Consider the following 13,742-nt stretch of genomic DNA (forward strand, 5'->3'; position numbering starts at 1 on the left):
AATTATCAATATATCAAATTTGAGCCGATAGAGGGACTCGAACCCACGACCTGCTGATTACAAATCAGCTGCTCTAGCCAACTGAGCTATACCGGCATTTACCAATAAAAAAAAGTCCGCTATTTCTAACGGACTGCAAATGTATAGATTTTATCTCTCTTTCAAAACATTTTTTGAAAAAAAATTAATTTTAAACCGATGTTCTTATTTTTTCTTTTCTTTTTACCAACAAACGTTCTAATGATTCTGTTGCTAAATCAACTGCTTCTTCAAATGTTTTACACTGTTTCTTAACCACAAAATCATCCCCAGGCACATTTATTTTTATTTCAACGAATTTATTTTCCTTATCACTAGCCTTTTCTACCTTAAGAAAAACATCTGAAGCAACCACTTTATCATAATATTTTTCTAATTTATTCATTTTTTCCTGAATAAAATCAACCAATTTTCTATCAACATTAAAATTGACAGCATGAATACTTACCTTCATAATCTAAAATTAATTAAACAATTAAACATTATAGAATTATTTTTGGTTTCTTGGATGCGCTTCTTTATACACTTTTTTAAGTTCGGACAAACTATTATGAGTATATACTTGCGTCGAGGCTAAACTAGAATGACCTAATAATTCTTTGACTGAATTTAAATCGGCTCCGTGATTCAACAAATGAGTTGCAAATGTATGACGCAAAATGTGCGGACTCTTTTTTGTTTTTTCGGAAACAATACTAAAGTACGAATTTATTAATCGGTACACAAAAGAATCATTAATTTTTAACCCTTTTTTTGTAAGAAAAAAATATTCTGAGTCGATTATATTTTCCAATCTAGACCTTTCCGAAAGATAACTCTCAAACTGACAATTGATTACCGGAAGAATTGGAATGATTCTTTCCTTATTTCTTTTTCCTAAAACTTTAATTGTACTGGCGGCAAAATTAACATTTGCAATCTTTAAATGAACCAACTCAGTTCTTCGCATACCTGTAGCATAAAACAAGTCAATAATTAATTTATCTCGGATAGCTTCAAAACCAGAAGGATTTTGTAAATGCAGCAAAACAGCATCAACTTCATTTTCGGAAAAAGGAATTTGGATTTTTTTAGGAGTCTTTAATGCTTTGTGTTTCAAAAGCGGATTCACTTCTATTTGTTTGGTTTTAAGAAGAAATTTATAATACGCCTTAAGCGAAGCAATTTTTCGATTAATAGAAACATTGGAGAGATCATCATCAACCAAAGAAACAATCCAACTTCTAATTTGAGTATAATTAACCTGGTCTATGGTTGGTTGTTCAAATTGAACCAGATTAAACGATTCAAAAGAGACAATATCATTCCAATAGGCCTGCACAGTATGTGGGGAATATTTTTTCTCCAACTGCAAATAATCTCGAAATGCTTCTTTATTTTCTTTCATAAAAAAACCGTTAGCATCAAAATTATATAATTTTAATGACTAACGGTTAGTATTTCAATAAATTTAGAAATTAACTTTCTAAACTATCTTTCAAATTTTGGATATAAGCCGCCTTTTGGAATTTCATTCTATTCGTTACAGATGGCTTAATGAAAGCTTGACGTGCACGCAACTGACGAACAGTTCCTGTTTTATCAAATTTTCTTTTATAGCGCTTTAATGCTCTATCGATATTTTCTCCGTCTTTAATTGGTATAATTAACATAATATAGACACCTCCTCTCGTTAAGGCTGCAAAACTATAAATAAAATATGAATTATGAATTATAAATTATAAATTATTTATAAAATTCCCATCCCCTCAACTCAATCTGCTTTATTTTAGAATATTTCTAGAAATCACTACTTTTTGAATTTCGGTAGTTCCTTCTCCAATAGTACATAATTTAGCATCCCTGTAAAACTTCTCTACCGGATAGTCTTTAGTATACCCATATCCTCCATGAATTTGAATAGCATCGGTAGCCACTTTCACACACATTTCAGAAGCATACATCTTACCCATAGCGCCAAGTGTGGTGACTGGTCTATTATTTTCTTTTAAGAAAGCAGCCTTATGTAACAACAACTCAGCAGCTTCAATTTCGGTAGCCATGTCAGCTAGTTTAAACGAAACACCTTGAAAGTCCGATATTGGTTTTCCAAACTGATGTCTTTCTTTGGAATATTTTAAAGAGGCCTCATATGCCCCTTTAGCAATCCCCAAAGCCAAAGCACCTATAGAAATTCTCCCACCATCTAAGACTTTCATTGCCTGAATAAATCCCTGCCCTACTTCTCCTAAACGATTCGCATCTGGAATTCGACAATTATCAAAAATCAATTCTGCCGTCTCGCTCGCTCGCATTCCTAATTTATTTTCTTTTTTTCCTGAGCTAAAACCTGGCATCCCTTTTTCAACTACAAAAGCAGTCATTCCTTTAGAATCTCCTTTTTCACCAGTTCTAACTACAACTACAGCTATTTGACCCGAAATAGCGTGTGTAATAAAATTTTTAGCTCCATTGATAATCCAATCATTTCCATCTCTAACCGCAGTAGTACTCATTCCACCCGCATCTGAACCTGTGTTATGCTCCGTTAAGCCCCAAGCACCAATATGCTCTCCAGAAGCCAACTTTGGAATCCATTTTTTCTTTTGCTCTTCATTTCCAAAAGCTAAAATATGATTGGTACACAGTGAATTATGTGCCGCAACAGACAGTCCTATTGAAGGGTCTACTTTAGACAACTCTTCAACAATTGTTATGTACTCGTGATAACCTAAACCAGAACCACCTAATTCTTCAGGAACTAAAATTCCCATAAATCCCATTTCTCCTAATTTTTTAAACAAGGGAACTGGAAAAATTTGCGCTTCATCCCACTCCATTATATTTGGTCGAATGTTTTGTTCTGCAAAATCTCGTATCGACTGCGCAATGAGTAATTGTGTTTCGTTATAATCGAAATTCATAATTTATGGTTCTGATTAAAAGTCCAAATATAAACTAATTATTTTTGCTTTATCAACAGGAAAATTTTTAATTTTTATTAAATCATCAACAGAATTGATAGTACCATTCATACTCCGATAAATTACTATTTGTTTTGCTACTGCATATTTAAAGTAAGGAAATTGTGCTAATTCTTTTATCGAAGCATTATTAACATCTACTTTTTTTATTCCGGTCATAGATTTTACTTTAAATTGTTTATTTAGATTAGTCAATACTTCAGGTGACAAACCCCAAACTTCATTAAGTTGCTCCATATCGACAAAGGCACCCAAACTTTCTTTGTAACTTACTATTCGCTGAGCAATTACTTCTCCGACACCATATACTTTAACCAGCTCTTGGGTAGTAGCCATATTAATATCAATCACTATTGGCTTTCCTTTATTTATAAAAACGGGGTAATTTGGATTATTATATGTTTTCCATTTTGTTTTGTGGTTCACCCAGTCCGGAAATTTAAAATAAGGTGCAATTACCCTTAATAAAGAATCTGAAACTTGAGTCACTTTTTGAAATTCTTCAGCTGAATTCACAAATTTATTTTGTTTTCGAAAAGACAACAATCTTTCTATTTCTTTTACATTCATTCCTAATTTATAGCCTTTATAATCTGAAATAAAATTGGGATTAAAAGGATATAATTTAGATTCTTTTATCGTCATAGTCGATTTTAAAGAGTCTATTTCTATTTGTACTGCAAGCCATTTTTCTTTTTCAGAATTTTGTTTGATTGGCCAACTAAAATCAACAAAAAAATAGATTGTTTGTAAAACTACAATCAAAACTAACAAAGCTAAAAGACCAGATCGTTGTGATTTAGAAAAATTAAAATACGTGAAGCACTTTTTGAAATTCATAGATTGGGACAATTTAAAATTTGGGATATTTAAAAATAAGAAAAAAATGAATTAAAAGAAAAAACATAGATAAATTTCCCTCATTAAACAATCAACCTCTATGTATAATTCACTTTTTATAACTTTAAAAGCAATTATTGTTTTTATTTTTTACAAAAAACTATACATTTGGAAATTAATAACTAAAACAAAAAACAACCATGTCAATTTGGAGAATTAAACCTATTTCAGCTTTTGAAGCTGATATGAAAAAAAGCGACCTAAAAAGAGTTCTAGGAAAATGGAGCTTAACAGCTATTGGTGTCGGAGCTATTATTGGAGGAGGTATTTTTGTTCTAACAGGAACAGGAGCCTATTACCATGCTGGCCCAGCACTCGCTATTTCATTTATTATTGCAGGTATTGCATGTGTTTTCGCAGCACTATGTTATTCAGAATTTGCGTCAATATTACCTGTTGAAGGCTCTGCTTATGCCTATGCCTATGGGACGATTGGAGAAATATTTGCGTGGATAATTGGATGGGGGCTAATATTGGAATACGCTATGGGATCAATGACTGTTGCTGTTTCTTGGTCGGGCTATTTCAATAAATTACTCAAAATCTTTCATATCCAACTCCCAGAATGGCTTACTACCGATCCTGCGAGTTATACTGGCGAAGGTTTTTCCATGAACTTACCTGCTTTCTTAATTGTATTATTTGTTATATCTATTTTGATTAAAGGAACTCAAAATGCTGCAAAGGCTAATAACATGATTGTTCTTTTAAAAGTTTCTGCAGTAGTATTTGTAATCATTGCTGGCGCTTTCTTTATCAATATTGACAATTGGTCTCCTTTTATTCCAGAAGCAACTCAAATTATTGAAAAAGAATCTACTCATAGTGCCTACGGAATAACTGGAATAATATCCGGTGCTGCTGCCATCTTTTTTGCTTATGTAGGATTTGATGCTGTTTCAACACAAGCGGGAGAAGCGATCAATCCAAAAAAAGATGTTCCTTTTGCTATTATTGCCTCTTTATTAATTTGTACCATTTTGTACATCTTAGTTTCACTAGTTTTAACCGGAATGATGAACTATCAAGACTTCAATCCGCTAGGAAAATATCCAGATGCAATTAAAGCTCCTGTTGCTTATGCATTTGATATAGCTGGGCAAGGTTGGGCTGGTTTAATCATTACTGTAGCAGCTACAATTGGTTTAATTTCTGTGTTAATGGTTATGATAATGGGACAGTCAAGAATATTTTTAGGCATGTCCAAAGATGGATTAATTCCACAAGTATTCTCAAAAGTCAATCAAGCATCAGGGACTCCAAAAACTAATTTAATGATTTTAGGTGCTGTTATATCAATTGTAGCTGCTTTTACTCCAATTAACGAATTAGCAGACATGACTAGCTTTGGAACACTTTTTGCCTTTACTATGGTATGTATCGCAGTATGGATGTTGCGAATTAAACAACCTAACCTAACAAGGACGTTTAAGGTTCCTGCGTTACCTGTAATAGCTGTATGTGGTATTTTAATTAATAGTTATCTCATTATCAATTTGAGTGCTAAAGCACAACTATTCTCTGGGTGCTGGTTATTAATTGGTATTGTAATATATTTTAGCTATAGCAAAAGTCGCTCTAGGTTAAATAATCAGAATTAAACATAAACCATTCAAAAAGAAGAGCTCCCAAATAGGAGCTCTTCTTTTTTATAAATCAAAAACTGAGCTTCGTTTAGCTCTAATCAAATCCTTTAATCGGATCCAAAAAGCTAATACTAAATAGACCGCAAACCACAACCCGACTGTTACAAAAGACAAATAGATAAAAAACAATCGCACACTGCTGGCACGCATCCCTAAAGCATCCGCTAATCGAGACGACACATGAAATCCATGTTTTTCTAGAAAAAATTTTAATTGATTCAAAGTAATCGAATTTAATTCCAAAATTACATAAATTTCAATTAACGGATTAATTTTTGATCGATTCTATCCCAATAGCACAATTCATACATTTTCCATAATTACAATATTCATTTTTTAACTGTAATAAAGATTGTGTTTCAAATGCATTAGTAGCATTTATCCCAAAAAATTTAAATTTATCGACCACGGCATTTTTTTCAGGGGCAATCTCATGTAATAATTGAATCAAATAGTCGCTATTCTCTTTTCCTTGACTTTGTGCATAAGCAAACTGAAAAGGAACAATGGTGTTTATTATGAGTAAATCAACAAATGATTTTGACAACATTTTTCTTTTATTTGGACTTACTTTGTCAAATTGATAATGATCTAGCCAGTATGACGTAGTTGACACTTCAAAAAGCGCATAGATTGATTCAACAGAATTTGACGATATTATTTTTGAAAATAAATTATAGTGATGGTGGTACAAATTAGCTAATTGAGACAATCTAATTGTTGGAAAATTATCTGGTCGATGTCTAAAAAACTGTACTGGAGGGAGAATTGGCTTATTTAATTGATACTTCTGAAGTAAATAATAATATCGAAAATGTAACTCTTTATAATACTCATCTTGTTTTTCTGAATCGAGTAAACCTGCATTTCCAAAAAACAAAGCTTCTATATTAATTTGTTCTGAAGATTCTTTTCTAATTATTGAAAATGGAATTGATTTAGCTAATTCAAAAAACTGCTCTCCATTAGTATTCAAACCAAAATTTCTAGCTAGTAAAACAAATAATACTTCCTCCCAATCTGAATTAGATTGAGTGAGTAAGTTTGAAATAGACTTTGATTTTCTTTCTAACCGTTCAAAAAACAAACGCTCTTGCCAATTCCTTAAAAGAAATTCATCAAAATTAGCCAATCGATTTTCACAAAACAGCCACGATTTTGTAACACGCAATGACTGATAATTATCTATCGTTTTTGAACTAACATAATTATTTAATTCCAAAACTGGAATTACCGAATTATCCTTCCTAAATACATCAATATCATGTTCCCAAACTACGTGAAGAATTACATTATCATAGGCTGAATCTTGCTCATGATGATGTACATACCAATCGGATGATTTCAAATGCATTTCCACACTACCAGCCCATTTTTGAGTGCCTATTATAATTTGGGCATTGAAAAAATCAGGACCTGCTTGTTTTAAATGAAATCCAACGTGAATAATTGTAACAACTTCTCCTTTGGTAGTTTTAAGATTTAATGTGTCGAAATTTTTAAATTTCCAGAGGTAGTGTAAAAAATCTTCTTTCATTCAGGGGGCTATTAAATGAAAAACTAATGTACTAAAATAATACTCGATTTAAGTCACTTTGTTAAAAAAAATCATTTTAATCAAAGAAATTCCATATTAAGCCAAATCGAATGGTAAAATCACGATAAGGATTATTTGGAGAAGCAAAATAATTATTACCCGTTAATAAAGAATTAAAATGTTCCGCTTTAAAATAAATACGTGTTCTTTGAATTTTAGCATTCACAAAAAAATCAAGATTAGGAAAATCACCTATCTGTTTTTCTCTTTGTACAAAAAACTCTCCAACCACAGGATTATATTCGTTAGCATAGTATTTTGTAAAATAATTAAAAATTAAACCGGCTTGAAGATATAATGCTTTTTTGAAAAAATAATCTGTGAAATAAATTGTGTTTCTTGTGACCAATTCTGGCACATTTAACACCACTTCATCTTGTCCTACTCTCTGGTATAACACAGTATTATCTAAGGCAAATTTACCCGATCTAAATTCCTTACTTAGTTTCAAAGACATATAATTGATTGTTCCTCCATATTGTGCTGGAGCAATGATTTGAGTATGTGTCAATTTTTGAGATACTGAAGAAACATCATTAAAATACAAATGGTCCTTTAAAACTGAAAACTGAAAAGAGGCATTCAACCACGGATTAGTAGCGGTTGCAGCTAATGAATTGATTTTTTCATTTTTAAAATCATTTGACCAATTATAAGCGATATAACTACTTTGGTACAAATTGTAGTTATTATTTGGCAATTTATTGATGTTTTGATATTGAAATGTAAATTGATTTTCCTCATCTAGATCAAATTGCATTTTGGCATCTAAATTAGATAATGACTGATTAGTAATAGATCTAGAATACAAAAACTTTCCATTCCATTTATTTTTACGATATTCATATTCGCTCCCTAGATTATTAATTTTTTGAGACAAAATATTAACTACTGTCCTATTATCAAAAATCAAAATTTGATTGTAATAATAATTTGACCTAAAGTCATCTGCAAAAAAACGAAACTTTCCAATAGAACTATTTTCATACGTTAGGCCAAACTTATTATACATTTTATTATAATGTGTTTGATCATTTATTCCGCTTGTTTTGAATGAATCTCCAAATCGATATACAATAGTTCCACTTAAAGTTGAAGGAACGGTTGCTTGATTGTACTCAAAAAACTTATTTTCGTAATTAAATTGGTGATTTACATACAAATTATTACTTTTTGAAAGTGTGCTTATTCTAAAAACATGATCTAAAAACACCCTCTTACCTTTAAGAAAAGACTTAGCATCAGTCAGAAAAACTTCTAATCGTTGTCTGTTCTTATAATCTACATCACCGCTTTCAAAATCACTAACAGTAGTAATCCCTCCATTTTCTTCGTTGAGAATATCCTGTTGTACATAATGAAAATTGGCTCTATACTGTTGATTACTTGTATTATAACTAGTGGTAAACCTAAAATTACCTGTACTTGCCAATTGATTCATATATTTTCCTTCCGATCGTAATCCTCTATAGGCAATTGAAAAATTGAGATTTGGAGAAGTATTCAAAGTAAAAAAAGAATCTACTGATTGCCCTTTCAATTGTGTAGTTTTAAAATACAACTCCGTTACAGGAGTAGCTACTGAAGCATAACGAATTTGATCAGCTTCTAAAAAATTAAAATGTTTTGCTTTAAACCCAAATTCAGGGTAAAGAGAAAATCCCGTCAAACTGTATTGAAGTGTATTATACGTTTGCCCATCATTAGGAAATGGTAACAACCCAAAATTATCTTTTCTTAAATAATTATGGCTGTATTCTTTTTGGATCGTCAAAGAGGTGTCTATATAAGTAGTATCTCTATCTAAAGTAATTACGCGATACCTATCTATAGTAGCTGTCTTTTTCTTAATAGATTTAGTACTATCTGACATATTCTGGTATGAAGAATTAAAATCAGTTGCACCTTTTTTATTTTGAGAAAAAGCAACAATAGAAATAAATAAAAAAAGTAATTTAAGATAAATTCTCATTTGCAAATAAAATAGGATCTCTCCAATTAGCTTCGCAAAGGTAATTGATATAAAGGGATAAAAAAAACAGCAGTAAACAATTGCTTACTGCTGTTTTGGAATAATTAATATTATAATAATTAATAATTATAATTTTGTTTCATATTAGGATTACCATTTATCTCCGACTGAGGAATTGGGAAAGCTAATCTGTAGTCTCCATATGCAAAAGCAGCAGTAGCCTTGGGACTAGTAGGTGTACCTAAACCATTTCTTATTCTGTCATCAAACCTAAACCCTTCAAAAGCCAATTCTTTTCTTCTTTCAAGCAATATATTGGCTTTAGTTGCTGTAGTATATGCAGTAGCTCCTCTTTGTGCTGTTATCCTATTAATTTGTGTTAAAGCTCCTGCAGCATCCCCAGTCTCAAAAAGTGCTTCAGCATAATTCAATACAATTTCTTCATAACGAATTACTTTTGTATTTGTAGCTAATTTAGTGTACTTACCTATATTTCTAACATAGCCAGAGATAGTTCCTATCATAAATGCAGAGTTTCTAACGTCTGTAGATTCATATATAGATTGAAAGTTTTGAGTTGTGTTAATTACTACATCACCATAATTTGTAGCTCCATAAATCTGGTACAGCCCATTAATCCCATTATTATCATTTGATAACTGAACTAATTCAAATACCGAGTTAACTTGTTTCCCATCAGCAGAAAATGAGGACACAAATCCTGACTGAGGAACAATTGTGGCGGTTCCTAATCCTAAAGCAGTAGCCGCAGCATCTTTTGCAATTGCCCAATCACCAAAATAAACACCTACTCTTGATTTAATGGCATAGGCCGATTGCTTATTAATTTTTGTATAATCCAATGTAGAACCAAACAAAGGTAAAGCAGCATCTAAATCTTGATAAATGAATTGTTTTACTTCAGAAACTTTATTACGAGCCGGAGACAATTGAGTTAAATCTCTATATGTTTTTACATAAGGAACACCCAGTGCATCCATTCCTCCCTGTCCAGCTACATGATGTTGACCATACAATTTTAATAAATCAAAATGAGCTAAAGCTCTTGCTACTAAAGCTTGGGCTTTTAAATCATTTGCAGCACTCCCTTCAATAGAAGAATTGATAATTAAATTAGCATTCGCAATCACCCTATATATTTGAGTCCATGTATCGGTAGGATAAGCAGCAGAGGCTGTTAAAGTCCCTGTGCCAACATTTAGAAATCTACCTGAAGCGTTGTTTGAATATGCATTATCTGTTCTACATTCATTATAAATAATGTAATCTCTACCATAATAAGGAACAGCAACCATTCTTTTATACATTCCATTCGCCAATAGTGACAAGTCTTGAACAGTACTTGGTGGGTTCAAATTAAAGTCTCTATTTTGAACCAAGCTAGGCTCTAGAGAATCTGATGAGCATGATACCATCGTTGCAGAAAAAACCACAACCGATAAAATTTTTATAAATATTCTTTTCATAATTCTTAGAATTTAACATTGATTGAAAATACAACTGACTTTACAGGTGGAGAAGATAGTCTTGTAAAACCATCTGCACGAACTTCTGGATCATATTTTAAATCTTTATCTTTAACCCAAGTCAATAAATTTGTTCCTCTTAAAGAGAAAGACAAACCATCTAATTTAATTTGAGATAAAAAATCTGATTTAAAATTATAACCTACTGTCACATCTCTTAATCTCATAAAATCACCATCATGTAAAAATCTAGTAGATGTACTTGTAGCTTGAGCATTTCCTGCAGTAGCAACATACTCTACTTTAGGAACATTTGTAATATCTCCAGCTTTTTGCCATCTTGCTAATAACGGCTCAGAACCGTTATAAGAAACTAAAGTAGTTGTTCCTTGTCCTTGTGTGTATGCGGCCCAATCTTCATACACTTTGTGACCTCCAGCAACATACAAAGTAGCGTCTAAATAAAAATTATTCAAATCAATATGAGTATTAAATCCGCCAGAATATGTTGGTAATGCACTTTTACCTTGCCATGTTTGTGCAGCCGTATTGTAATTCGTAGTAGTAGCCCCATCAACTCCATTAACATACCATAAAGCATTCCCGTTAGCTGGATCAACACCTGCATACTTTCTCATATACCATCCTGCAACAGGATGTCCGATTTCAGTTCTAGTTGTTCCACCGGTAATAGTAATTCTTGTACCATTAACTATTGGCATATCTGTTACTTCATTCTTAACTGTAGAATAATTACCACCAATACTCCAATTAAAATTTTCTGATCGAATTAAATCAAGGTCTAATTCAAATTCAAAACCTTTATTATTTAACTTACCTAAATTTTTTGTTTGTGAAGTATGACCCGTCGTCAATGACATCGGTAGGCTTAATAACAAATCGTTTGAATTATTGTTATAATATGCAACCGAACCTGTAATTCTGTTATCAAATAATCCAAATTCTATACCTGCATCCAGCTTTTTTTGAATTTCCCATGTAAGACCAGTTGTACCGAATTGAGAAGGAAACATCCCTCCTTGATTATTATAGCTACTTGTTCCTAATAAAGTCTGAAATTCATTTAACCCAATAGAATTATTTCCTGTTGTTCCATAAGAAGCTCTCAAGCGAAACAAATCAACAAAAGATAACTTTTTCATAAAGTTCTCTTTATCAACATTCCAAGCTCCTCCTACGGAGAAGAAACTTCCCCATCTTGTTGCTTCACTAAATCTAGAAGAACCTTCTCTTCTTGCTGTTAGATCTAACAAGAAACGATCTTGAAATTTATAATTCGCTATACCTAAGTAACTCAAATTAGACCAATCATCAAAACTTGAACTAGCATCTTTATTTGCCGCAGCATTAGCAACATTTGTAAAACCTAGAGGCAACACTTCTCCATAGGCACTAATAAAATTTAGTTTATTTTTTTGGAATTCGATCAATCCTTTGAAATCTAATTTGTGATTTTCTCCTAAAGCTAAACGATAATCTACAGAGTTTTGAGCTACATAATTAAAGTTTCTAGATACTGAAGCTGAAGAAGTACCACCATAAGCTACACCATCTCCATGTATTGCATCATTAAATCCTTTATAAGAATTCATGGTATAATCAAATGAAATTCCTCCATTATAAGTTAAATTTTTAGAAATCTTATATGAAACTGAATTATTAGACATTAAACGAGTTAACTCATTAGCTCTGATATTGTTTTTTGCAGTATACAAAGAGTTATGCAAGCCTGTTGCTGGCAAAAAATAAGTCCCATCAGCATTATATGGAGCATTCCAAGGACTCATGAAATATCTAGTCAAATTAGGATTTGAGAAGAAAGCCCCTTGTTCTAAAACACCTGCCTGTTTAACATCCGAAACATTAATACTTGTTTTTAAATCCCACTTATCTGTTAATTTCCTAGTATAGTTCAAATTTGCACTTATACGTTTAAAATCGGAACCAATAACAGTTGCTTCTGTTTTGTTATAACCAACAGAAGCATACAAAGTAGACTTATCATCCCCTGCAGATACAGAGAAATCCAAATTATTAATTAATGCATCCTCGTTTTTCATCAATTTAGTCCAATCATATTCTTTAGAACCAGCAGCAATCCATGCTCTCATTGCGCTTGTTCCAGAAGCTAAATTTGTTGTTGCCCAAGCTAAGGCTCCATCCTCTGTGAAATTATAGGTAGTACCATAAGTATTGTAAATTGCCTCAAGTAACAACTCTTTTTTCTCTGCACCAGTAAAAGGTCTAAGACCTGCAACAGCATTATTTTGAAACCCTACACTAGAACTCAAACTAAATTTAGCATCTCCTTTTTTACCTTTTTTAGTTGTTATTAAAATTACACCATTAGCTCCTCTAGCTCCATATACAGAAGTTGCTCCAGCATCTTTTAAAACTGTCATAGATTCAATATTATCTGCAGCAATTGAAGACAATGTTGATAATGAACTAATATTTGAAGATCCAGAAAAGTTACTGTTAATCATTGGAATTCCATCAATTACAAATAATGGATCATTCCCTGCGTTAATCGAGTTTCTACCACGAATACGAATATCCTGAGTAGAACCTGGTGTACCTGAAGTAGTGGCCATTTGTAATCCAGCAACATTACCTTGTAAGGCCTGATCTACAGAAACCATAGGAGCCGCCTTAATTTTATCAGCGTTCACAGTAGTAACGTTTCCTGTCACTTCATTTCTTTTCTTAATTTGGCCATACCCAACAACAACTACTTCATCAAGGGTGTTACCTTGCTGAAGCTTGAAGTTTATAGTATTAGAAGCACCTACTTTTGCAGAAACATCTTGCATCCCCACAAAAGAAACTACCAATACATCACCTACTTTAGCTTTGATAGCAAACTTACCATCAAAATCAGTTTGTACTCCATTTTTTGTTCCTTTAACGACTACATTAGCGCCAGGAACGGGACCAGATGCATCTGAAACAACCCCAGAAACTGTTTTCTCTTGAGCAAAAGAAAACTGCATAGACAACGCTAGTAAAAGCGTATAAATCCACTTGAATTTTAATTTCATGTTAAAAAATTTTGAATTAGTTAAAGACAAAACTCTTAATAAATTCTTAATTAAACAAATCTTTATTATTATTATT

At 32.1% G+C, this 13,742-nt stretch carries 11 protein-coding genes and 1 tRNA gene; 1 reads left to right on the plus strand and 11 read right to left on the minus strand.

The features are described 5' to 3' along the window. Positions 1 to 22: 22 nt before the first annotated feature. From MG292_RS00195 to MG292_RS00220, 6 genes are all read right to left on the minus strand, one after another. A tRNA-Thr gene (locus MG292_RS00195) sits at positions 23 to 96 on the minus strand. Positions 97 to 190: 94 nt separating this feature from the next. Continuing rightward, positions 191 to 493 (minus strand): ribosome hibernation-promoting factor, HPF/YfiA family, encoded by a 303-nt coding sequence (hpf, locus tag MG292_RS00200; RefSeq protein ID WP_264532586.1) that lies wholly within the window; start codon positions 491 to 493, stop codon positions 191 to 193. Positions 494 to 529: 36 nt separating this feature from the next. Continuing rightward, positions 530 to 1,426 (minus strand): tyrosine-type recombinase/integrase, encoded by an 897-nt coding sequence (locus MG292_RS00205; RefSeq protein ID WP_264532585.1) that lies wholly within the window; start codon positions 1,424 to 1,426, stop codon positions 530 to 532. 70 nt (positions 1,427 to 1,496) lie between these two features. Then, positions 1,497 to 1,691, minus strand: coding sequence for a 30S ribosomal protein S21 (gene rpsU, locus MG292_RS00210; protein ID WP_264532584.1), 195 nt, complete (start codon positions 1,689 to 1,691; stop codon positions 1,497 to 1,499). 111 nt (positions 1,692 to 1,802) lie between these two features. After that, a complete protein-coding gene (locus tag MG292_RS00215) occupies positions 1,803 to 2,942 on the minus strand; it encodes an acyl-CoA dehydrogenase family protein (protein WP_264532583.1) in 1,140 nt (379 codons plus the stop codon). A 15-nt stretch (positions 2,943 to 2,957) separates the two neighbouring features. Beyond that, on the minus strand, positions 2,958 to 3,767 hold the full coding sequence (locus tag MG292_RS00220; RefSeq protein ID WP_319799832.1) for a ComEA family DNA-binding protein: 810 nt from the start codon (positions 3,765 to 3,767) through the stop codon (positions 2,958 to 2,960). 275 nt (positions 3,768 to 4,042) lie between these two features. Here MG292_RS00220 and MG292_RS00225 point away from each other — a divergent pair, with 275 nt between their 5' ends. Then, positions 4,043 to 5,503: an APC family permease gene (locus tag MG292_RS00225; RefSeq protein WP_264532581.1), complete on the plus strand. Its 1,461-nt coding sequence runs from the start codon at positions 4,043 to 4,045 to the stop codon at positions 5,501 to 5,503. A gap of 48 nt (positions 5,504 to 5,551) precedes the next feature. Here the strand turns inward: MG292_RS00225 and MG292_RS00230 are convergent, their stop codons facing one another. The 5 genes from MG292_RS00230 to MG292_RS00250 all read right to left on the minus strand — a co-directional run bounded on the left by MG292_RS00230 (position 5,552) and on the right by MG292_RS00250 (position 13,666). After that, positions 5,552 to 5,770, minus strand: coding sequence for a PspC domain-containing protein (locus tag MG292_RS00230; protein WP_264532580.1), 219 nt, complete (start codon positions 5,768 to 5,770; stop codon positions 5,552 to 5,554). A gap of 46 nt (positions 5,771 to 5,816) precedes the next feature. Beyond that, a complete protein-coding gene (locus MG292_RS00235) occupies positions 5,817 to 7,085 on the minus strand; it encodes a DUF2851 family protein (RefSeq protein ID WP_264532579.1) in 1,269 nt (422 codons plus the stop codon). A gap of 76 nt (positions 7,086 to 7,161) precedes the next feature. Next, the gene (locus MG292_RS00240) at positions 7,162 to 9,117 is read right to left on the minus strand and encodes a putative porin (RefSeq protein ID WP_264532578.1); all 1,956 of its coding nucleotides are present in this window, start codon (positions 9,115 to 9,117) and stop codon (positions 7,162 to 7,164) included. A gap of 119 nt (positions 9,118 to 9,236) precedes the next feature. After that, complete coding sequence (locus MG292_RS00245) at positions 9,237 to 10,604, minus strand: RagB/SusD family nutrient uptake outer membrane protein (protein ID WP_264532577.1); 1,368 nt, start codon at positions 10,602 to 10,604, stop codon at positions 9,237 to 9,239. A gap of 5 nt (positions 10,605 to 10,609) precedes the next feature. Then, complete coding sequence (locus MG292_RS00250; RefSeq protein WP_264532576.1) at positions 10,610 to 13,666, minus strand: SusC/RagA family TonB-linked outer membrane protein; 3,057 nt, start codon at positions 13,664 to 13,666, stop codon at positions 10,610 to 10,612. Positions 13,667 to 13,742: the final 76 nt, after the last annotated feature.

Origin of the sequence: Flavobacterium keumense (genome assembly GCF_029866485.1) — a bacterium.
Lineage (GTDB): Bacteria > Bacteroidota > Bacteroidia > Flavobacteriales > Flavobacteriaceae > Flavobacterium > Flavobacterium keumense.